This is a genomic window from Paenibacillus sp. DMB5 (genome assembly GCF_001517085.1).
Taxonomy (GTDB): Bacteria; Bacillota; Bacilli; order Paenibacillales; family Paenibacillaceae; genus Paenibacillus_AQ.
The window spans coordinates 32929-54088 of sequence record NZ_LRAC01000143.1 but is presented as its reverse complement, the minus strand read 5'-3'; the positions used below and the strand labels follow the sequence as shown (position 1 = coordinate 54088).

The following is a 21160-nucleotide window of genomic DNA, read 5'->3' as shown; positions in this document are numbered from 1 at the left end:
GGGAGAGTGATTAGAATGACAAGAAAAGGAACGTCCCGCAGGCTATCCTTGCTTACCCTTGCCGGAATTTTGCTGTTCAGTCTCATATCCGCAGCTTCTTTACCGGTTGCAGCTGCCGCAGGGAACACTTATTACGTGGATTCAAGCCTGGGCAGTGACAGTGCTTCAGGTACAAGTGAAGCCGCTGCATGGAAAACGCTGGATAAAGTGAACAGTGTAACGTTCAGCCCGGGCGACCGGATACTGCTGAAGGCGGGTGGCATATGGATTAACCAATACCTTGATCTAAAGGGCTCAGGCTCTGAAGGGAATCCGATTACCGTAGACCGCTACGGCACTGGTGCCAAGCCGCTGATTCATTTCGGGAACACGGCCGTGAACGGGGAAGGCTTCGGGGTAAGTTTGCGCAATGTCTCCTACTGGGAAATCAGTAATCTGGAGATTACGAGCGGCCAGCAGGCGACAGATATGAGAAGAAGCGGAGTTCTTGTTATTGGAGAAGGAACAGGCGCCGGCAATTTCCGGCACATCTATATCCGCAATCTGGATATTCACGATATTTTCGGCACGGACCGCAGAACAGGCGGCATCAACTTCCATGCGCGGGGAGCCAATACGGCACCGGAAAGCACCTGGCAAGACATTCTTATAGAGAATAACACCGTCGTTAACGTGGCTGATACGGGCATTCAGACGATGACCGACGCTTTTTTCAACAGCTCATGGGTTCATAAATTCGACGCTTTCCGCAATGTGGTCATTAGAGGCAATATCGTAGAAAAGATACACCGGGACGGTATCCTGGTCAGAGCAGGCGTCTCGCCGCTGATAGAGTACAATAAGACCAAATCCATCGGGGAAGCCTGCGACGTCAACACCGAGGTTGTCACCTACCTTGATAATATTGCAGTGGTGGCAGCCCAGTGGGCCTACTATACGACAGGTGCGGTGTTCCAGTACAATGAGGCCTCTGATACCCGGATGCTGGACGGGGACGGGCAGCCGTGGGATTTTGACATCGAAGTGCATGACAGCATCTACCAGTACAACTACAGCTATAACAATGAGGGTGGCACACTGCTGGTCATGAACAATACAAATAATAATATCTTCCGCTACAACATTAGCCAGGATGATCTGGACGGCAACGGGGCGTTTCATCTGGTTAACGGAGGAGGGGAGCTGCATATCTATAACAATATTATCTACCGGTCAGGCACGCAGAACCGGGCGCTTACCCATGCCAGCAATACAGGAATGGCTTATTTCAGGAACAATATCTTTTATAATGCTGCAAGCGGTCAATATACGAATAGCACAAGAATGACCTATGATCACAACAGCTTCTACGGGCTTAATTCCAGTGTGCCGAATGATCCTCACAAAATAGTCGGAAACCCCGGATTTGTCAGTCCGGGTACAGCAGCGGGGCGGGAATCGGCGGACGGTTATAAGTTGGCGCTGTCTTCTCCTCTAATCAATGCCGGTTCAGTGGTTGCAGGCAACGGAGGGCAGGACTACTTCGGGAATACACTGTATAACGGTGTGCCGGATATCGGAGTATTCGAATATCAGGGGGCGGTTCCGCAGCCGGCCATTTTGTTTCAGGATGATTTTGAAGACGGCAATTACAGCGGATGGACGACTTCCGGTGGAACTTGGACTGTGGACGATGATGGTACGAGGGCTTTGTCCCAGACCGGGTCATCAGGTGAAGCACTGGCTTATTCCGGCGAGGCATCCTGGAGGGACTATACGTATTCGGCCAGAATCAAGCTGCTGAATGCGTTTGCCAATGCGGGCCTGCTGTTCCGGTATGCAGACGCCAATAATTATTATATGTTCAGGCTGAATGATGCGGGTGACAAGGCTGAATTGTTCAAAAAAACAGCCGGAGCACTGACGATGGTCGGCAGTGCCGGTGTAGCGGTAACGCCCGGCCAGTGGACTGAGCTGAAGGTGAAGGTTAGCGGCAATACGGTCACAGCCTCTGCCGGCGGTGCCCAGCTGATCCAGTGGACGGATACGGCAGTGCAGCCCGCCGGCGGAAAAATAGGTTTCCGGATGCACTCCAGCACCGCCCGGTTCGACGATGTTAAGGTTACGGAATTTTTAATTAAAAGTGAAACGATATCTGCAAATTTGCGTAAATGAACAACAAAGGGTACAGCCGCAATCCTTCAACAGGTGCCAAAGCGGTTGTACCCTTTTCACTAGATGCAAATTAGCAGGGAGGAACTTAATCTATGAAACTAAGAAAACTGCTGTCGCTGAAACAGTGGTCTCATATATTCAGCAATACCTGGAGGTACATCAGCTCGCCTGCGGTCACAATGGGGGACAAGCTGCTTTTTACGATTCCCGTGCTGCTGTATTGGATTTTGCCGGATGTGATGCCCTTTATGCCGATTGATGATATAGGGGTAACGATGCTGGTGATGGGCTGGTTTGTCTCGCGTATGGACCGCAAATATCCGGCGCTCCGGAGCGGAAGATGAAAGTTTAAAGAATATTTGTGCGAAATCTGTCATTAGACGCTCTTCTATTTGTCCGGGAAGGTTGCTTTTGCAGACTACTTTCCTTAAAATGAATTATTGAGGTTTTGAAGTAGATGCAGAGGAGATGGATGAGGATGAACGTCAAAATTACCCGCAACGCGGCTAAAGTGATAAAAAAAACCATGGAACTTGAAGGCAACAGCGAACTCAAGCTGCGCGTAGCGATTACGCATGCCCACGGCGACCACGCCCACTATGGTCTTGATCTGGACACGCCTAAGGAAAATGACATCGTGGTTTCCACCGACAAAGAAATCGATGTTATTCTTGATCCGAACCAGCCGCTGCTGGACGGTGTGAAGATTGACTACTTGTACTTCCCGGAAGAAGGCTTTGTCATCACTAATCCGTCCAAAGGTAATCACGGCGACCACTAAACCGCCGCTGTAAATAAGGACAAAGAAGGGTTGCTCCATGGCTAACGAAATACAGATTTGTGATCAGTGCAATCACACCAGAATGAAGACGATTATGCCCAAGCTGCGCAAGATGGCACCGGATGCAGAGATCAAAGTCGGCTGCAAGTCCTACTGCGGACCATGCGGCAAACGGGCCTTTATCTATATTAACGGACGTTATGTAAGTGCTCCTACTGAGGATGAGGTGCTGGCGAAGGCGGAAGCTTTTGTAAAGAAGCCGGCGGCAGTTAAAGAATAAATTCAGATTTCGGGCTGCCGGATGTGCCGGTGTACCCGGGCAAAGTCTCCGCTTTCGGGCGGAGGCTTTTTCTGTTTCATACAAGAAACCTCTCTCATTTGGGAACGTGCTGCGGCTCATGTTATAATGGACAGGTTGTTGAATGGATTTTTAAAATATAAGGATTTACAGGTTGCACATCATAAATGATCCTTATATTTCTCGCAGAAACGGATACCGTCCTTTAAAGGACGGCAAAGCCGTTTCTGCTTACATAGGCGGCAGCCGCCATTATTTGAGGAGGGAATGAAACGGTATGAAGCATCTTAATGACAGCACGATTCTGAATAACGGGGTTCATATGCCCTGGTTTGGTCTTGGCACGTTCAAAGCAGAGGGAGCCGAGGTGGCTAATGCGGTAACAACCGCACTTGAGCTGGGATACCGGAGCATCGATACTGCGGCAGTATATGGCAATGAGGAAGAGGTAGGCCAGTCGATTGCGTCAAGCGGAGTGGCGCGTGACAGCCTGTTTGTTACCACCAAAGTGTGGAATTCCGATCAGGGCTATGACACTACGCTGAAGGCCTTTGACACCAGCTGCCAAAAGCTTGGGCTTGATATTATCGACTTGTACCTGATTCATTGGCCGGGCAAGGACAAATATAAAGACACCTGGCGCGCACTCGAACGCTTGTATGAAGAAGGCCGCGTACGGGCAATCGGCGTCAGTAATTTCCAGATTCATCATCTGGAGGAGCTGCGCAAGGACAGCGGTATCGTGCCTGCCGTCAATCAGGTGGAGCTGCACCCGCGGTTTATCCAGAAGGAGCTGCATGACTACTGCGTACAGCACCAGATCCAGATTGAGGCCTGGGCGCCGCTGATGAAGGGCAGACTGCAGGATAACGAACTGCTGCAGGGTATTGCCGGTAAGCATGGCAAGACCGTGTCCCAAGTGATTTTGCGCTGGGGGCTGCAGAACCGGATCGTGATTATTCCGAAGTCGGTCACTCCGTCCCGGATCAGGGAGAACAGCGAAATCTTTGATTTCGAGCTGTCGTCTGAAGAAGTAAGTGCAATCAGCGCGCTGGATGCCGGTGAGCGGATCGGGACTGACCCGGATAAGCTGATGTTCTAGCAGAAGGAACAAATAAGCAGAGCTTTGAAATACAACTTACATGTAGCCTCAAAAAGAGCCTTAGACCCGTACAGCAAAGCTGCGGTGGTCTAAGGCTCTTGTCTAATCCCTTATTGAGGGTTGCGCGGCGGGAGCGGTCCCAGGTACTGATAGTACTGGCATTCGATCCGGCCGTTGTACAGCTTGCGGCGCTTGTCCGCTTTGCGCCCGTAGTACTGCTCGAACTCCTTATAGGGGCTGATCGCGAAGAAGGACCAGGTCGGCAGATACAGCATCATCTCGCCGAACTGGCGGGTAAGCTTCTCTACTTCCTTGTCGTTACTGATCCGCTCGCCGTAAGGAGGATTCGTGATGATGCAGCCGTACTCGCCTTCAGGGCGGGCTTTGGCGGCAGCCATATGCTTGAACGTAATTTCTCCGGCCAGACCGGCGCTCTTGGCAGCGGCTTCGGCAATTTCAATCGCAGCCGGATCAATGTCGGTACCGGTCAGCTGCAGCGGGTAATCGTCACGCACAGCATCAAAGGCCTCATCGCGGGCTTCTTCCCACAGGCGCTTCGGAATCTCCGGCCAGTGCTCGGACGGAAATGAACGGCGCAGTCCGGGCGCGATGTTCCAGGCGATCATCGCCGCCTCGATCAGGATCGTGCCGGAGCCGCAGCACGGATCGTACAGCGGACGGTGTCCGTTCCAGCGGCTGAGCTGGATGAGAGCGGCGGCCATTGTCTCCTTCAGCGGTGCTTCGGTTGCCTGGCGGCGGTAGCCGCGCTTGTGCAGTGCAGGACCGGTGGTGTCCAGTGTAATCAACGCGATGTCATTCAGCAGAATGACTTCAACGACATAACGCGGCCCGTTCTCCGGGAACCACTCGGTGCGGTACGACTGCTTCAGCTTCTCAACAATCGCCTTCTTGACAATCCCCTGACAGGCGGGTACGCTGGTAAGCTGGGATTTGTGTGAACGTCCCTCCACCGGGAACTCGCCGTTCTCGGGAATCCAATCCTCCCAGTTAATGGCCTTGACCCCTTCGAACAGCTCGTCGAAGGTCCGGGCAGGGAACTGGCCCATTTTGATCAGCACCCGGTCAGAGGTACGCAGCCATAAGTTACAGCGGCAGATATCGATAAGATCCCCGCTGAACAATACCCGCCCGTTCTCGGTGGTGGTCTCATAACCCAATTCGTTCAATTCGCGTGCTACTACAGCCTCCAGCCCCATAGGGGCGGTGGCGATCAGTTGTAATTTACCCAAAATGCGCTCAACTCCGTTTAGCTTGTAGATGGTTGCACCCAGCCAGTACAATAAGAAAAGCAGATAAGCAAAGAGGTACCCTGTACCGTCTTTATCCCATACATGCATACGCTTAGTAAAGCTTGGCCTAGCCAATCCTTTTCAGTATAGGGGAATGAGCGGGACTTCACAACATGATAAGGAGAATACATATGCCAAATCAGGAAGAATACAGCGAACAGCTGTACACAGAAGATGAATTATTGCTGGAGGTAAAAAAAGCGATCGCCGAAAACGGGATGCCAGAGGTGTCCATCGCCCCCGGCTATGGCCGGCTGCTGACGATGCTGGTCAGCCTCTCACGGTCCACGCGCATCCTGGAAATCGGCGCACTGGGCGGATACAGCGGCATCTGCCTGTGCCGCGGCTTCGCCGGCGGCGGGCAGCTGACCTCGCTTGAGCTGAAGCCGGAGTATGCGCAGCTGGCCCAGAGCCATTTGGCCAAGGCGGGCTTTGCTGATAACGCCGAATACAAAATCGGCCCTGCGCTGGACAGTCTCAAGCTGCTCGAAGCGGAGGGCCGGACCTTTGATTTCTTTTTTATCGATGCGGACAAGGAAAACTATCCGAACTATCTGGAGTACGCGATCCGGCTGGCCTCGCCGGGAGCAATCATCGCCGGAGATAACATCTTCCTTCGGGGACGCACACTGAATACGGACAAGAACGGGCCGGCAGTGCAGGCGATGCGCCGGTTCAACGAGATGATTGCCGGCGACGAACGGCTGACCAGCACGCTCCTGCCTGCATATGACGGCCTGGCTCTGGCAATGGTGAAGTAAGCATCACACCCGAGCCTTAGCGGAACAACTGATGCCGGCCCGGCTTGTACAGCTTAAGCCGCACCCAGACCGTGTTAATCAGCAGGAAGGCGCCGGAGATTATGAACAGGCCTTCGATTCCGATATAACCCGACAAAAAACCGCCGATTACCGCACCAAGCATATTCCCCAGGGCCAGCGTGCTGCTGTTGAAGCCGAAGGCCCTGCTTTCCTTCCCGTCAGGGGTGTAGGAGCGGATCAGCGCGTTCACACTCGGCAGCAGGCCTCCCATGAACACCCCCATCAGGAACCGGACTACAATCAGCTGCCACACACTGGTCACAAAAGCCTGCGGAATCAGGAACAGTGCCGCTCCAATTAGCGCATACGTCAGAATGCGATGGGCCCCGACCTTGTCACTTAGCTTACCTAATAGCGGCGACGCCAGCATGTTAGAGATCCCGGTTACTGCGCTGACCATTCCCGCCCAGAAGGCGATATTAACGGCTGATCCGTGCAGTTTCTCCACGTAGATCGGCAGCAGCGACATCGGGCTGATCATCGCAAACTGCAGCAGAAAGGTAACACCGAACAGTGCAGGCAGCTGCGGCACCTTGGCCAGCTCCTTAAAGCCCTCCAGTACAGACACCTGCGGAACTTTGGCAGCCTCTACACGGTTGAATTTTTCTTTTACCAGGAATAAGGCGAGTAATGAAGCTACGAACAGCAAGGCACCGACAACATAAAAAATCGGCCGGAAGCCGATCCAGTCAGCAAGCAAGCCCCCGATGAGCGGTCCAAGGATGGTCCCGGCCACCGAGCCGGACTGCATCAGGCCCATGGCAAAGCCCATGCGGTGCTTGGGTGTCGTCCCTGACACCAGGGCGATAGAGGCCGGATTGAAGCCGGAGATCGTCCCGTTCAGCAGCCGGAGCAGCAACAGCTGCATCGGGGTCTGGGCGAAGCCCATCAGCACAATGACAATGGCCATGCCGAAGCTGGAGCGCAGCAGCATGATTTTGCGGCCGTATTTATCGGCAAGCTTACCCCACAGCGGCTGGAATATAAATGAGGTCAGAAAATTTGCGGCAAAAATAAGTCCGGCCCAGAGGCCGATCTCCCTGTCACCCGTGACACCCAGATCTTTGGCGAGATAAAGCGACAGGAACGGGGTAATCATAGTCATACCGGCATTTACAAGAAACTGGCCAAACCAAAGCACCATGAGGTTGATTTTCCAGGTCTCCCAATTCTTCAAAGTGCTTTCACTTCCTTTCAGCAGATTCAGATTATTTGCGAAAAAATTCACGAAAAATTGACATTCTATCAGTATATCATATATTTTCCTCTTTCCGGTGCAACACTTGTCATAGTAATGTCATTGGATTGTCATTCTAGGACGGCGAGAACGGTTGTTACCAACTTTTAAAAGGGGCATAATAAGTTATATGCGTGTGCAACTATCCTATCAAATCTAAATTCAATGGAGATCTTATCATGACCTACAATGACACTTTTATCCGCGCCTGCAGACGGCAGGAGACGGACCACGTTCCCGTATGGTACATGCGGCAGGCCGGCCGTTATGATCCCGAGTACCGTAAAATCAAGGAGAAATATTCGCTGCTCGAAATCTGCAGCCAGCCGGAGCTTGCGGCCGAAGTAACCTTGATGCCCGTGCGCAAGCTGGGTGTGGATGCGGCTATCTTGTATTCCGACATTATGAATCCGGTCGCTTCAATCGGTGTGCAGTTCGACATCGTGAAGAATATCGGCCCGGTCATCGAGAATCCCATTGCGACCGCTGCCGACGTAGACCGGCTGAAACCGATTGACGTAGAGGGTGATCTCGGCCATGTGCTGGAGACGATCGCTATTCTGGACAAGGAGCTTGATGTGCCGCTGATTACGTTTGCGGGCGCTCCGTTCACGATTGCCAGTTATCTGATAGAAGGCAGACCTTCCAAGAGCTATCACCGGACCAAGGAAATGATGTTCAGCCAGCCGCGTGTCTGGGAAAAGCTGATGGATAAGCTGGGCGATATGGTTATCGCTTACCTGCGGGCCCATGTAAAGAGCGGCGGCAAGGCCTTCCAGCTGTTCGACAGCTGGGTCGGAGCTCTGGCCCCGCGTGATTTCGAGCGCTACGTGCTGCCAACGATTTCCCGTATTTTTGCCGAATTATCTGATCTTGATGTACCGAAAATTTATTTTCCCGGCGTCAGCTCAGGAGAGCTCCTGCCAAGCCTTAAGGGGCTGCAGACCGATGTAATCGGACTGGACTGGCGTGTAAGCCTGACTGAGGGCAGACGCCGAATCGGAGAGGGCTTTGCCGTTCAGGGCAACCTCGATCCTTACCTGCTGACTGCACCGATGGAGCTGCTCAAGGAACGGGCGAAGGATCTGATCGACGAAGGTATACAGCAGCCGGGATATATTTTTAACCTGGGGCACGGCTTATTTCCCGAGGCTTCGCTGGATACTCTAAGAGAGCTGACGGAATATATCCATGACTATTCGAAGCAGGCGCTGAAACAGGCGGCCAAGCCGCAAATCTAATACAAGGAGCTGGAATCCATGACTGCAAAAATTGGTGTACTTGTGATGTCCTACGGCACACCCGAGAGCCTGGACGGAGTTGAGGCTTACTACACCCATATCCGGCGCGGGTATGCCCCGACTGCAGAACAGCTCAAGGAGCTGAAGGATCGTTATGAGGCGATTGTCGGAGGCGTATTCCCGCTGCGGGAAAATACGAACCGGCAGGTTGAAGCGCTGCAGGATGCACTGAACAAATCCGGCGGTGACGTAGAGTATGTGTGCTACCAGGGACTTAAGCATGCCAAGCCATTTATCGAGGACGGCGTGGAGGAGATGGTGCGTGACGGCATTAATCATGCTGTAGGTGTCGTGCTCGCGCCGCATTATTCGGTTATGAGCGTAGGAACATACATTAAGCGGGCAAAAGAAAAAGCGGAGGCCTGCGGAATCACCATGGAATTCGTGGAAAGCTACCACCTGCATCCTGAGCTGGTTGATGTGCTCAGCCGCCGGGTATCTGCGAAGCTGGACCAGTTCGAAGAGTCAGGAGCGTTACGGGGGGATGTGCGGGTGCTGTTCAGTGCGCACAGTCTGCCTGAGCGGATTCTGGCCATGGGCGACCCTTACGTGGATCAGCTGCTTGCAACCTCGCAGGCCATTGCGGAGCAGACCGGTGTAACCAATTGGCAGTTTACTTGGCAGAGCGCCGGCAGAACGGCAGAGCCGTGGCTTGGCCCGGATATCCTCGATACGATGCGCGAGCTGGCGAAGAGTGAAGTGAAATATATTTTGTCGGCACCGATCGGATTCGTATCCGACCATCTCGAAGTGCTGTACGATCTGGACATAGAGGCCCAGGCGCTGGCTTCCGAGCTGGATCTGCGTCTCATGCGCATTGAGTCATTGAACAGTGATCCGGCCTATATGTCTGTTCTCAGCGATGTGGTCCGTGCCAAAGCTGGAGAATTAAAGGTGAACCAGCCATGACCGGTTCGCGCCGCAAAGTCGTGATTATCGGCGGAGGCCTTAGCGGCCTCAGCGCCGCTTTTTATGTGCGCAAGTATTACCGGGAGGCAGGCGTGCAGCCCGACATCGTTCTCCTGGAGAAAGAAAACGTCCTGGGCGGCAAAATTGAGACGCTGCAGCGTGAGGGCTTCGTTATCGAGAAAGGCCCGGATTCCTTCCTGGCCCGCAAAACAGCCATGGTCGAGCTGGCCCAGGAGCTGAATCTTGATCACGAGCTGGTGACTACCAATCCGAATGCCAAAAAGACGTACATACTGCAAAAGGGCAAGCTGCATCCAATGCCTGCGGGGCTGGTTCTTGGTATTCCGACCGAACTGAAGCCGTTTCTGCAGAGCGGTCTTGTCTCCTTCAGCGGCAAAATGCGGGCCATGCTGGACTTCGTGCTCCCGCCGCGACGGAGCAAGGAGGATGAGTCGCTGGGCGAGCTGATCGAGCGCCGCCTGGGGACAGAGGTGCTGGAGAACATGACCGAGCCGCTGCTGGCCGGTATTTATGCCGGCGATATGCGCAAGATCAGCCTTCAGGCAACCTTTCCGCAGTTCGGAGAGATAGAGCGCAAGTACGGAAGTCTGATCCGGGGAATGACCACGGGCCGCAAGCCGGTGGAGACTCATACCGGAACCAAGAAAAGTGCCTTCCTTACCTTCCGGGGTGGACTGCAAAGTCTTGTGCAGGCGCTGATACAGGAGCTGCACGATGTTGAGCAGCGGACCGGAACGGCTGCAGTGGCTATTAAACAGAGCGGAATAACAGAAGCCTCGCGTTATTTCGTGCAGCTGGACAGCGGCGAAGTACTGCAGGCGGATGATATTTTCGTTACGGTGCAGGATTTTGCCGCCGCAGGCCTGCTCCGTCCGCATGTAGATGTGGCACCGCTGGAGGATGTCAACTATGTCTCCGTAGCCAATGTTGTATTGGCCTTTGCCAAAAAGGACATTGTTACTGAATATGACGGCTCGGGCTTTCTGGTTCCACGCAAAGAGGGACGGAATATAACGGCGTGCACCTGGACCTCGACCAAGTGGCTGCATACCAGCCCGGACGATAAGGTACTGCTGCGCTGCTATGTCGGCCGCTCCGGGGATGAGCAGAATGTAGAGCTGCCGGATGCGGCGCTGACCGAGCTGGTGCTGAAGGATCTGCGCGAGATTATGGGGATTACCGCCAAACCGCTGTTTGCGGAAATCACCCGGCTCCGCCGCTCCATGCCGCAATATCCGGTCGGCCATCCGGCCCGGATTGCCGGGCTGCGCAGTGAGCTGGGGCAGAAGCTGCCCGGCGTATACGCTTTTGGAGCAGGCTATGATGCCATCGGCCTGCCGGATTGCATCAGGCAGGCGAAGGAGGCCGCGGGGGCCGCTGCTGCCGGTTTAAATAACCAGCATGAGCTTGAGCCGGCGGTCCGATAAGAAGAAACGGTGAAGCCAGGCTTCACCGTTTTTTTTTATTTCTCCCCGGGCCAGGCCGGGTCAGATTAACGGAAAATCCCTTTGAATGCGCGTATGCAGCGCTGATCGGCTCCCTCAAAGGGAAAAATCCCTTTGAATGCGCGTATGCGCGCTTATTGGCTCCCTCAAAGGGAAAAATCCCTTTGAATCACGCATGAGCCGCTGATCGACTCCCTCAAAGGGAAAAATCCCTTTGAATCACGCAAATGAGCCGCTGATTGGCTCCCTCAAAGGGAAAAATCCCTTTGAATCACACACATGCGCCGCTGTCCGGCCCAGAGCCACTCAAATATATTATTTTACTAGATTATATGCTGCGCTTGGGTGGTTTGGAGGGCTGTGTATCAGATATGCTATAATAGAAACACTTTATATATAAAGGAGATTATTTGTACCCATGTATCCACCGCGATCTCAGAGCCGGGAGAAAGACAAGCATAGCAGCAAACGCCGACGCAGAAGGGCTTGGGCATGGATCAATGTAAGTCTTTTATTATTGATTACCGCTATGTTAACTTATTATTTTGTCGGAGACGGCGGCAGTTCACCTGCAGCACAGCCTCCGCCGGCGGAGAGTACCGCCTCACCGCCGCCATCATCAACGCCGGAGCTCCCGGCGGTTCAACCCTCTGCATCGTCTGATATACAGCCGGAAGCGACAGTCACGCCGGAGCCGGCGCAGACGGCTGTTCCCGCTCCGGAAGCGACACCGGCTCCATCACCTTCAGCGGAGACGGCAGCAACGCCATCACCCCTACCGTCGCCGGATAACAGCAAGCCGGCTGATGAACAGGGAGGCGGTGCTGCCCAGGGCGGAGCAGCCTCGGGATTGCCTGAGGATGCCGGAGGACAGACCGTTACCCTTAATTTTGCCGGGGACGTAATCTTTGCAGGTAAAGTGGCTGAGCTGCTGCAGAAGCAGGGCTACAACTATTCCTACTCTGCACTGGACGGGATATTCAAGAAGGATGATCTGACGGTTGTGAATCTGGAAACTCCGATTACAACCGGCGGGGTTGGCGCTGCGGATAAGCAGTTTGTTTTCAAGGGAGCCCCGGAGGCGCTGGATGCGCTGAAATCTGCCGGTGTGGACGCGGTTAATCTGGCCAATAACCATACGCTGGACCAGGGCGAACAGGGGCTGCTGGATACCTTGAATCACCTCAATACAAGGGGCATCCCTTACGTCGGTGCCGGCAAAAACAGCAAGGAAGCCTATACCGCCCAGTATTTTGAGCGAAATGGTATCAAAATCGCCTTGCTGGGCTTCACCCGGGTTATTCCGCGCAGTGACTGGGCAGCCGGTGCCGCCAAGCCGGGGCTGGCTTCGGTTTATGACAGTACGGAAGCGCTCAAGACGATCTCAGCCGTGAAGAAAAAGGCCGACATTGTTGTTGTAGTGGTCCACTGGGGGAAAGAGCGGATGGAGCAGTATGATTCCACGCAACAGACGCTGGGACGCAGCTTCATTGATGCCGGAGCAGATCTGGTCATAGGCGGGCATCCGCATGTCCTTCAGGGAATTGAGCCCTACCAGGGCAAGTGGATTGCCTACAGTACAGGCAATTTTATTTTTACCCGTTCCGCAACGCCTGCCACCTGGGAAACGGCGGTCTTTCAGGCAGAGTGCAGCATCAAGGGCCAGTGCTCGCTGACGCTGCATCCGATGTATGCCGAGCTGGGCCGGCCGGTGCCGATGAATGATGCTGACGGTCAGCTGCTGCTGAACAAGGTGCAGTCCTTGTCTGCAGGCCTGATCAGAATCGGCAATGACGGGCGTGTTACCCAGGCGGGCAGATAAAAGCGGCGGTCCTGCATGAGCAGCCCGCCTGCCGGAACCTTTACCGGTGCCGGGTCAGACTACTTCTGCTGGAGGGATAGATGCTGATGCAAAACCTATGTGTAGCCCATCGCGGGTTTTCCGGCAAAGCCCCGGAGAATACTTTAGCCGCCGTACGCATGGCGCTCGCCCTGCCTTTTGTCAGCTGGATGGAAATCGATGTGCAGCTGACCAGGGACGGTGTGCCGGTCGTCATTCATGACTTCACGCTGGACCGGACGACCAACGGGCACGGCAAGGTGAAGAATATGGATTTTGAGCATATGCGGCGTCTGGATGCGGGAAGCTGGAAGGGGCGTGCTTTTCGCGGAGAAAAGGTGCCCTCACTGGAAGAAGTGCTTGAGCTTGCATCCGGCAGGCTGAAGCTGAATATTGAACTGAAGACAAGCGGTGATATGTACCCCGGTCTGGAAAAGGCGGTTATCGACCTAGTCTCCTCCAAAGGCATGCGGGATGAGGTTGTCCTGACCTCGTTCGATGCAGGAGTCCTGAAACGGATTAAAGAGCTGGACGCCCGCTTTCACACCGGATTGATTTACGATTCACGGCTGGGTGACCCTGCGCGCAAGGTTAAGGAGCTGGACTGCTCCTTTCTGTCGATCAGCTTTGCCAGGTTAAGCCCGGGGCTGGCCCGTCTGCTTGCGGAGCGGGGGGTTAAAATGATGGCGTGGACTGTGGACAAAGCCAAGGAAATGCACCGTCTGGCCGAGATGCATTCGGATATTATGATCTGTACGAACCGTCCGGACATCTGGGGGGACACTTTTCTGAAAGCCTGAACGGATTCCAAATTTAACGGGAAAAGAGCTGAGCTATAATGTGCGCTGATATTAATAATGTGTATTGCGTTGGACGGAACTACAGATTACACGCGGAGGAGCTGGGGAACAAAGTTCCTGCGGAGCCGCTGATTTTTCTAAAGCCTTCCCATGCTGCCGTGCCGCTGGATAAGGCCATTATCCATCTTCCCCAGAACGCCGGCCAGATCCATTATGAAGGTGAACTGGTTCTGCGCATTGCCCGTGATTATGTTCCCGGGATGAGTGTGGAGGAGCTGGTGGATGTGATGGCACTTGGCCTGGACTTCACGCTGCGTGATGTACAGGAGGACCTGAAGAAGAAGGGGCTGCCCTGGACAGCGGCAAAAGGCTTCAAAAACGCTGCCCCGCTGACGCCGTACATCGCTTTACCTGAACAGGAGGAGCTGGAGGCTACTGACTTTACTGTGCGTAAAAACGGGGTTGAGGTACAGCGCGGCAATGTGAAGGATATGATTTTTTCGCTGCAGAAGATTGTTGAATTTATAGCGTCCAGGTACGGGCTCGGAAAAAATGATCTGATCTTCACAGGGACACCGGCAGGAGTCGGCCCCGTTGTTTCCGGTGATTCCTTCGAGCTGTTCTGGGGCGAGCGGCTGCTTGGCACCTGCATCATCGGATAAAGGAGCTGGCCGGTAATGGTGTCTTGGATAATTGGCGCCCTCGGCGCTATGCTGGTGGCTGGAGCGGCTTACCGCAAACGGTCGCTCAGCTTCTCGGGGATGATCGCAGCCTTTGTTATGGGGACCGTGTATTTCGGGGCGGGCAATGCGTTCTGGTTTGGGATTCTGCTTATTTTTTTCATTTCCTCCAGCCTGCTTTCGAAGCTTCACCACGAGAACAAGGCGGAGCTTGAGCTGACATATGACAAAACGGGGACGAGGGATGCCGGGCAGGTGTTTGCCAACGGCGGGATGGGCATGCTGCTGGTTCTGTTGAACGCTGTGTATCCTCTGGAGCTATGGGAGCTGCTGTTTATCGGCGTTATGGCTACCGTTACCTCAGATACCTGGGCGACCGAGATCGGCACACTTGCCGGGCGGCCGCCGCGATCCGTGCTGACCGGCAAGGTGGTGCGGCCGGGCACCTCGGGCGGGCGTCTCCCTGCCGGGGTCGCTTGCTGCCGCAGCCGGCGAGCCCTGATTGGCGCAGCTCCTGCTGCTGCGGACGGTCTCCGGCATGGAGGAGCGCTCTTTCCTGCTGCTGACGCTGGCAGGCCTCTTGGGCGGGCTTGCCGGCGCGTTCGCCGACTCGATCCTCGGGGCAACGGTGCAGCGGATGAACCGCTGCACCGTATGCGGCCGCGAAGTAGAAGCCTCGCGGCACTGCGGCCGGCCTACTGTGCACGCCAGAGGCTGGCGCTGGATGAACAATGATGCCGTCAACGCACTCAGCACGCTGGCCGGCGGCGCCGCCGCCCTGCTGGTCAGCCTGCTCTGACAAAGAGCCGGCAGAACGCTCCTTCAAGGGGCACAGAGATTATGATGTGGAGGTGAACCGGTTGGGCAGCACAGTAAGTCACAAGCATACAGCTATACTCGATGCCGGTTATGAACTTTTCGGTTCAGGGGGCTTTTACGAGACGAAGATGTCAGAAGTGGCCGAAAAGGCGGGAATCGCCAAAGGGACGGTCTATCTGTATTTTAAAAGCAAGGAAGAGCTGTTTCTCGCTGTTACCCGCCGTGATTGCGAAGGGTTCCTCGAGCAGCTGGATGTGAAGCTCAAGGCATGCGGCAGCCTGCAGGAACAGCTAACGGTGATTGCCGGACATCATCTGATGTACTATTATGAGCGCAAGCAGCACACGAAGCTTTTCTTCAGGGCTCCCAACAATCATTCCGAGCTGGTAGCTTACATGGCGCAGTTTATGGAAGAATACATGCGGGCAGTTATGAGGGTGATGCAGGACAGCGGTGCTGCCGAGCCAGAGCTGCTGGCAGAGTCCTATATCGGCACGCTCGACAGACTCAAAATGGACATCATGCTGCGTCCCGGCTTCACAGAAGCGGATGCACGCAAAAGGGCTGAATTTGCCGCAGGCCTGTTTATCCACGGTGCACTCGGCAGCCGCAAGGAACAGACAACACCAGAACGGGATTGAGACGAAAAGTAACCCGCTATTAAACTATAAGGCAAGTGAGGACAGAGCATGAATATTATGACAGTGGAGCATCTTTCCAAAAGCTACGGGGAAAAGGTGCTGTTCCAGGATGCCTCTTTCGGCATGGATGAGCGGGACAAGATTGGCGTTATCGGTGTGAACGGAACCGGAAAATCAACCTTTTTGAAAATAATCGCAGGTCTTGATACTGCAGACGAAGGACATATTGCCATCGGCAATAATGTACGTGTCCAGTATCTGGCCCAGAATCCGCCCTATGAGCCGGACAATACCGTTCTCCAGCAGGTGTTTGCAGGCGATGACCCGGATCTGCGGACGATGCGTGAATATATGGAAATCCTCAGCGGACTGGAAAAAGACCCCGGTAATGCCGCTCTGGATGCGGCCATGGTCCGGGTCGGCCAAAAAATAGACGCCGCAGGCATCTGGCATCTGGAGAGCGAGGCCAAAACCGTGCTGACCAAGCTGGGGATTACCCGGTTTGACGCACTGATGGGCACGCTGTCCGGGGGACAGCGCAAGCGTGTAGCCCTTGCCGCCGCCCTGATTACCCCGTCAGAGCTGCTGATTCTGGATGAGCCTACCAACCATATTGATACTGACTCGGTAGCCTGGCTGGAGCAGTATCTGCAGAAGCGCCGCGGTGCGCTGCTGATGATTACGCATGACCGCTACTTCCTGGAACGCGTAGCCAGTGTAATGCTGGAGCTGGATGGAGGCCGCCTGTTCCGCTATGAAGCGAACTATTCGCGGTTTCTGGAACTGAAGGCCGAGCGTGAGGAGCGTGAAGCGTCCGAAGAGCAGAAGCGCAAAAATCTGCTGCGCACCGAGCTGGCCTGGATCCGCCGCGGAGCCAAGGCGCGCACGACGAAGCAGAAAGCGAGAATCGACCGGTTCGAGAAGCTGAAGGACAGTGTGGGCGGAAGTAGCGCAGGTTCTATGGATATCTCGGTGGCATCCACGCGCCTGGGCCGCAAGATTATCGAAATGAAGGATCTAAGCAAGTCGATGGACGGCCGGAATCTGATCAAGGACCTGACATACATCGCCGTTCCGCAGGACCGGGTCGGGATTGTCGGCCCGAACGGGAGCGGTAAATCTACGCTGCTCAACCTGATTGCAGGCAAGCTGCAGCCGGACAGCGGCGAGGTAGAGCTGGGGGCGACGGTCAAGCTGGGCTACTTCACCCAGGAGCATCAGGATATGGATGATACGATGCGGGTCATTGAATATGTAAAAGAAGAAGCGGAAATCGTCCGCACCGCCGACGGAAGCGTGATTACTGCCGGTCAGATGCTGGAACGTTTCCTGTTCCCGCCGGCGATGCAGTGGACACCAATCGCCAAGCTGTCCGGCGGCGAAAAAAGACGGCTGTACCTGCTGCGTGTTCTCATGGGCGCGCCCAATGTACTGCTGCTGGATGAGCCGACAAATGACTTGGATATCGGTACGCTGGCGATACTGGAAGATTATCTGGATGAGTTCCCCGGCGTAGTTTTCACGGTATCCCATGACCGTTACTTCCTGGACCGCACTATTGATAAGCTGATCGCGTTCGAGAACGGCACCATCCGGCTGCATGTCGGCGATTATACCGAATATGAGGAATGGCTGGCCAAGAATGTACCTGCCGGTAACGACGGGGCAGCCAAGAAAAGCACAACCCAGGAACCCGCTGCTGCAGCTGCACCCCCGGCGAGGGAAAAGGTCAAGTTCACCTTCAAAGAACAAAAGGAATACGAGACCATCGACGAAATGATTGAGCAGGCCGAGCAGCATCTCGCTGATCTTTCTGCGAAAATGGAAGCGGCCTTCTCCGATTCGGCGACCCTGCAGGAGCTTGTTGAAAAACAGAAGCAGGGCGAGGCGGAGCTGGAACGCCTGATGGAGCGCTGGACGTATCTCAATGAGCTGGCAGAGCGGATTGCCGGCAAATAAATTCCGGTGTATGCATCACCTTGCAGATCAGGAGGCTTCTACTGTGGATAAAAGGATGCAGGATGCCATAGCCTTGCGTGAGGCCGGACAGGCAGAAGAGGCAAGAGCGCTTCTGCTGGATTTACTTACGGCAAACAGCAAGGGGGCCGGCGCTGATACGGATGCCGAATTGCTGTACCAGCTGGCCTGGACCCATGATGTGCTTGGACTTGAGCGGGAGGCAGTTCCTTATTACGAGCGGAGTCTTGCCTTAGGACTGCCGCCGGAGCAGCGGGCAGGCGCAATGCTTGGCCTGGGAAGCACCTACCGGACCTTAGGTGAATATCAGCGCGCGAAGACCGTGCTTCAGCAGGGAGCCGAGGAGTATCCTGAACGGGCAGAGTTCCGGGCCTTCCTGGCAATGGCGCTGTATAACCTGGGGGAGCACAGCTTAGGTATGGGGATCTTGCTGAAGCTGCTGGCTGATACCTCTGTTAATCCAGGCATACAAGAGTACCGCAAGGCTATCTCTTTTTATGCAGACAAACTGGACAAGGTATGGCCTTAACCTTTCGTTACCAATCCAAAAAACAAGCTGAGACCGGAGCACCCGGTGTTCAGCTTGTTTTTTTGTATAGTCACTGATGCTGTTAGTGTGAACGGCAGTTGATGAGGCCAAATAAAAAATGCAGAACCGGCAGCCGTGCTGCCTGATCCTGCATTCAATCCGTTAATCCCTAATCATCTCATCAACTCAAGCTAATCGAGTCGGCTATTTCCCGCCCGCCACCGCAATCATTTGCACGACCGGGCGGGAGTCGCCGGTGAGTACAGCCTCATCGGCATTCAGCTGCGAGGAGCCGTCGCCGTCGAGGAAGATGCCTTCCCGGCCTTCACCGTGAACGGCGTCCAGCACGGCCAGGCGGAACTCCTCGGCCGTACAGAGCGTAGGCGTGACGATCAGCCACAGCTTCCCGTCACTGTTGTAGACAAGCCCCGAGCGCATGCGCTGCTCCTCAGCAAAGGGCAGATGCTCGGCCTGACTTGCGGCCTTCCACAGCTCCTCCCGCTGCAGGTTCATGCTGATCCCGCCCTGGGCCCAGTAGCGGCTGCGGTCGGTGACAGCCAGCTCGTCCCCGGAGGACACGGTCTGGACCGACAGCCTGCCGGCAGCGCCGTCCCAGACCAGCGTGCCGCGGGCATACTTGGCATTGAACCAGCCGGAGCCGTAGGCTCCCTTGTCCCCGTTAACAGGGACATCATTCATTATCGCTACAGACAGAAGGTCTGTGCCATAGAAAAAGCCGCCGTTAATCCCGTAGGCGGCAATCTGGCGCAGCGGCAGATTGGCAGTCCGCAGGATCACATCCTCCGGAGACACGGCCAGCATATAAAGCTGCACCTTGCCAAGGCTCTCCGCTTCGAGATACTCATAGCTATGCGGGAGCCCGCTGAAAACCTCCTGCTGCTTGTCCGGCTTATTCAGCAAAGCCGCCACTGCCAGAATCAGCAGCAACAGCAAGGCGAGCAGGGCAGACCCGAGCTGCCAGCGTCTTCGTTGCCAGAGCTGCCGCCATTTACGGTCTGCTGATTCAGTTGGTGCCGACATAGGCGGCCAGCAGCTTGGCTGTGTTCAAGACAGCCTGCTTATGCGTACGCTCCATGGAGTGGGAAGCATGTACGCCCGGGCCGATCAGCGCTCCGCGGATATTGTTGCCGCCGCGCAGTGCAGCCGAAGCGTCTGAGCCGTATTGAGGATAGATGTCTACTGCAAAAGGAATAGCCAGGCTGTTCGCCAGCTCAATCAGACGTCCGGTCATAGCGTAGTCATAAGGTCCGGAGGAATCCTTGGCGCAAATGGAGACGTCCGTTTCCTTACAGCTAAGGTCATCACCCATGGCGCCCATGTCTACTGCGATAAATTCACTGATGTCACCCGGAATCCATGCCGTTCCGTGGCCGACCTCTTCATAGTTGGAGATCAGCAGAGCGAGGTTGTGCAGCGGCTTCCAGCCTTCGCGCTTAATGCTTTCCAGTAGTCCGAACAGGGCAGCTACACTGGCTTTGTCGTCCAGATGGCGCGATTTGATATACCCGCTGGGTGTAATAACCGCCCGCGCATCAAAGGAGATGAAGTCGCCAACGGAAATGCCGAGCTTAAGTACATCGTCTTTGGTGGAAACCAGCTCGTCGATCCGGACTTCCATGTTTTCTTCGGCACGCTTGAAATCACGCGCGTCGGCGTAGACGTGCACAGAAGGGTGGCTGGTCAGAATCGTACCGGTATAAGTCAGGCCGCTGCGGGTATGAATGACGCAATATTCATTTTCGATGCTGTTCATTGTAAAGCCGCCGACAGAGGTCAGACGCAGCGTTCCGTTTGGCTTGATCGAGCGGACCATGGCGCCAAGCGTGTCCACATGGGCGCTGATGCCGATGGTACGGGAAGGGTCGAGGCCCGGTACAGTGAGGATGACGCCGCCTTTCTCATTCCAGCTGAGCGGAACGTTCAGAGCTGCGGCTTCCTCTGCAACCACCCGCATGACTTCGGCAGTAAAGCCGCTGGGGCTCGGGGTGTCCAGCAATTTTTTGAGCAGGGATAGAATGTAGTCTTCATTAGGCTGAATTGTAAGCATTGGTTAAAATCCTCCATTCATCAATTAAGATAAGGTAGTAACAGATGATCAGACAGTCTCATCCGGCAGCGGCTGCTGCATGGAGTCAAGCGAATGATCCGCATCGCGCAGCTTGGACAACTCTGCATTAAGCGCCTTGATTTGCTTCTGCAGCTTGTACTGGCGGAAAATCCCGTAGGAACCGACGATGATGCCGCCGATCAGGGCACAGCCCAGTATGACGAGAATCAGCGGGATGCTGATCTGATCGAAGCCGAAATTAACCTGAACCGGATCGACATTAATAACTGCAAACACAGCTGTAATCAGTGCGAAAATCAGACCGAGAATAAGCGACCATTGAAATTTCATAATATTTTTTACCCCCCATGGACGAGAATGACAAATATAAATCCCCTGCCCGCAGAGGGCAAGGGATTACAGCAGG

Annotated in this window: 21 protein-coding genes and 1 pseudogene; 17 read left to right on the top strand and 5 right to left on the bottom strand. The window is 54.8% G+C overall.

Annotation, left to right across the window (positions count from 1 at the left end; translation table 11 throughout):
• Positions 1 to 15: 15 nt before the first annotated feature.
• The 5 genes from AWJ19_RS24690 to AWJ19_RS24670 all read left to right on the top strand — a co-directional run bounded on the left by AWJ19_RS24690 (position 16) and on the right by AWJ19_RS24670 (position 4335).
• Positions 16 to 2154 (top strand): family 16 glycoside hydrolase, encoded by a 2139-nt coding sequence (locus tag AWJ19_RS24690; RefSeq protein WP_068727905.1) that lies wholly within the window; start codon positions 16 to 18, stop codon positions 2152 to 2154.
• A gap of 92 nt (positions 2155 to 2246) precedes the next feature.
• Positions 2247 to 2498 (top strand): hypothetical protein, encoded by a 252-nt coding sequence (locus AWJ19_RS24685; RefSeq protein WP_068727904.1) that lies wholly within the window; start codon positions 2247 to 2249, stop codon positions 2496 to 2498.
• A 134-nt stretch (positions 2499 to 2632) separates the two neighbouring features.
• Positions 2633 to 2935 carry a heme biosynthesis protein HemY gene (locus AWJ19_RS24680; RefSeq protein ID WP_020426768.1) on the top strand — a complete coding sequence of 101 codons (303 nt, stop codon included), beginning with the start codon at positions 2633 to 2635 and terminating at the stop codon, positions 2933 to 2935.
• Positions 2936 to 2972: 37 nt separating this feature from the next.
• Positions 2973 to 3215, top strand: coding sequence for a DUF1450 domain-containing protein (locus tag AWJ19_RS24675; RefSeq protein ID WP_039871963.1), 243 nt, complete (start codon positions 2973 to 2975; stop codon positions 3213 to 3215).
• Between the two features lie 295 nt (positions 3216 to 3510).
• Complete coding sequence (locus AWJ19_RS24670; protein ID WP_068727903.1) at positions 3511 to 4335, top strand: aldo/keto reductase; 825 nt, start codon at positions 3511 to 3513, stop codon at positions 4333 to 4335.
• A 110-nt stretch (positions 4336 to 4445) separates the two neighbouring features.
• Here the strand turns inward: AWJ19_RS24670 and AWJ19_RS24665 are convergent, their stop codons facing one another.
• Positions 4446 to 5585, bottom strand: a complete 1140-nt coding sequence (locus AWJ19_RS24665; RefSeq protein ID WP_068727920.1) for a class I SAM-dependent RNA methyltransferase — start codon at positions 5583 to 5585, stop codon at positions 4446 to 4448.
• A 191-nt stretch (positions 5586 to 5776) separates the two neighbouring features.
• Between AWJ19_RS24665 and AWJ19_RS24660 the strand changes: the two genes are divergently transcribed.
• Positions 5777 to 6406: an O-methyltransferase gene (locus tag AWJ19_RS24660; RefSeq protein WP_068727902.1), complete on the top strand. Its 630-nt coding sequence runs from the start codon at positions 5777 to 5779 to the stop codon at positions 6404 to 6406.
• Positions 6407 to 6422: 16 nt separating this feature from the next.
• On the opposite strand, the gene AWJ19_RS24655 is transcribed toward AWJ19_RS24660, so the two are convergent.
• On the bottom strand, positions 6423 to 7643 hold the full coding sequence (locus AWJ19_RS24655) for an MFS transporter (RefSeq protein WP_068727919.1): 1221 nt from the start codon (positions 7641 to 7643) through the stop codon (positions 6423 to 6425).
• 239 nt (positions 7644 to 7882) lie between these two features.
• Here AWJ19_RS24655 and hemE point away from each other — a divergent pair, with 239 nt between their 5' ends.
• The 11 genes and pseudogenes from hemE (at position 7883) to AWJ19_RS24605 (ending at position 18665) form a co-directional block, all read left to right on the top strand.
• Positions 7883 to 8944: a uroporphyrinogen decarboxylase gene (hemE, locus tag AWJ19_RS24650; RefSeq protein ID WP_068727901.1), complete on the top strand. Its 1062-nt coding sequence runs from the start codon at positions 7883 to 7885 to the stop codon at positions 8942 to 8944.
• Positions 8945 to 8962: 18 nt separating this feature from the next.
• Complete coding sequence (gene hemH / locus AWJ19_RS24645) at positions 8963 to 9913, top strand: ferrochelatase (protein ID WP_068727900.1); 951 nt, start codon at positions 8963 to 8965, stop codon at positions 9911 to 9913.
• Positions 9910 to 11361: a protoporphyrinogen oxidase gene (gene hemG / locus AWJ19_RS24640; RefSeq protein WP_068727897.1), complete on the top strand. Its 1452-nt coding sequence runs from the start codon at positions 9910 to 9912 to the stop codon at positions 11359 to 11361. Before hemH ends, hemG begins: the two co-directional genes overlap by 4 nt.
• 436 nt (positions 11362 to 11797) lie before the next feature.
• Positions 11798 to 13201, top strand: coding sequence for a CapA family protein (locus AWJ19_RS24635; RefSeq protein ID WP_068727895.1), 1404 nt, complete (start codon positions 11798 to 11800; stop codon positions 13199 to 13201).
• Positions 13202 to 13281: 80 nt separating this feature from the next.
• Complete coding sequence (locus tag AWJ19_RS24630) at positions 13282 to 14019, top strand: glycerophosphodiester phosphodiesterase family protein (protein ID WP_241781871.1); 738 nt, start codon at positions 13282 to 13284, stop codon at positions 14017 to 14019.
• 38 nt (positions 14020 to 14057) lie between these two features.
• Complete coding sequence (locus AWJ19_RS24625; protein WP_068727893.1) at positions 14058 to 14681, top strand: fumarylacetoacetate hydrolase family protein; 624 nt, start codon at positions 14058 to 14060, stop codon at positions 14679 to 14681.
• 15 nt (positions 14682 to 14696) lie between these two features.
• A pseudogene (locus tag AWJ19_RS37685) lies at positions 14697 to 15125 on the top strand (DUF92 domain-containing protein); the annotation flags it as partial.
• Positions 15126 to 15237: 112 nt separating this feature from the next.
• The gene (locus tag AWJ19_RS37680) at positions 15238 to 15498 is read left to right on the top strand and encodes a DUF92 domain-containing protein (RefSeq protein WP_347231148.1); all 261 of its coding nucleotides are present in this window, start codon (positions 15238 to 15240) and stop codon (positions 15496 to 15498) included.
• Complete coding sequence (locus AWJ19_RS24615) at positions 15431 to 16159, top strand: TetR/AcrR family transcriptional regulator (RefSeq protein ID WP_241781870.1); 729 nt, start codon at positions 15431 to 15433, stop codon at positions 16157 to 16159. Before AWJ19_RS37680 ends, AWJ19_RS24615 begins: the two co-directional genes overlap by 68 nt.
• Positions 16160 to 16207: 48 nt before the next feature.
• Positions 16208 to 18118 carry an ABC-F family ATP-binding cassette domain-containing protein gene (locus AWJ19_RS24610; RefSeq protein WP_068727889.1) on the top strand — a complete coding sequence of 637 codons (1911 nt, stop codon included), beginning with the start codon at positions 16208 to 16210 and terminating at the stop codon, positions 18116 to 18118.
• Between the two features lie 43 nt (positions 18119 to 18161).
• The gene (locus tag AWJ19_RS24605) at positions 18162 to 18665 is read left to right on the top strand and encodes a tetratricopeptide repeat protein (protein ID WP_241781869.1); all 504 of its coding nucleotides are present in this window, start codon (positions 18162 to 18164) and stop codon (positions 18663 to 18665) included.
• Positions 18666 to 18869: 204 nt separating this feature from the next.
• On the opposite strand, the gene AWJ19_RS24600 is transcribed toward AWJ19_RS24605, so the two are convergent.
• From AWJ19_RS24600 to AWJ19_RS24590, 3 genes are read right to left on the bottom strand one after another with little or no spacing between them, the layout of a single operon-like run.
• Positions 18870 to 19706: a hypothetical protein gene (locus tag AWJ19_RS24600; protein WP_068727887.1), complete on the bottom strand. Its 837-nt coding sequence runs from the start codon at positions 19704 to 19706 to the stop codon at positions 18870 to 18872.
• Positions 19690 to 20733, bottom strand: coding sequence for a M42 family metallopeptidase (locus AWJ19_RS24595; protein ID WP_068727885.1), 1044 nt, complete (start codon positions 20731 to 20733; stop codon positions 19690 to 19692). The genes AWJ19_RS24600 and AWJ19_RS24595 overlap by 17 nt, the downstream gene beginning before the upstream one ends.
• A 48-nt stretch (positions 20734 to 20781) precedes the next feature.
• Entirely contained in the window at positions 20782 to 21084 is a 303-nt protein-coding gene (locus tag AWJ19_RS24590; protein WP_068727883.1) for a lipopolysaccharide assembly protein LapA domain-containing protein, read from the bottom strand.
• Positions 21085 to 21160: the final 76 nt, after the last annotated feature.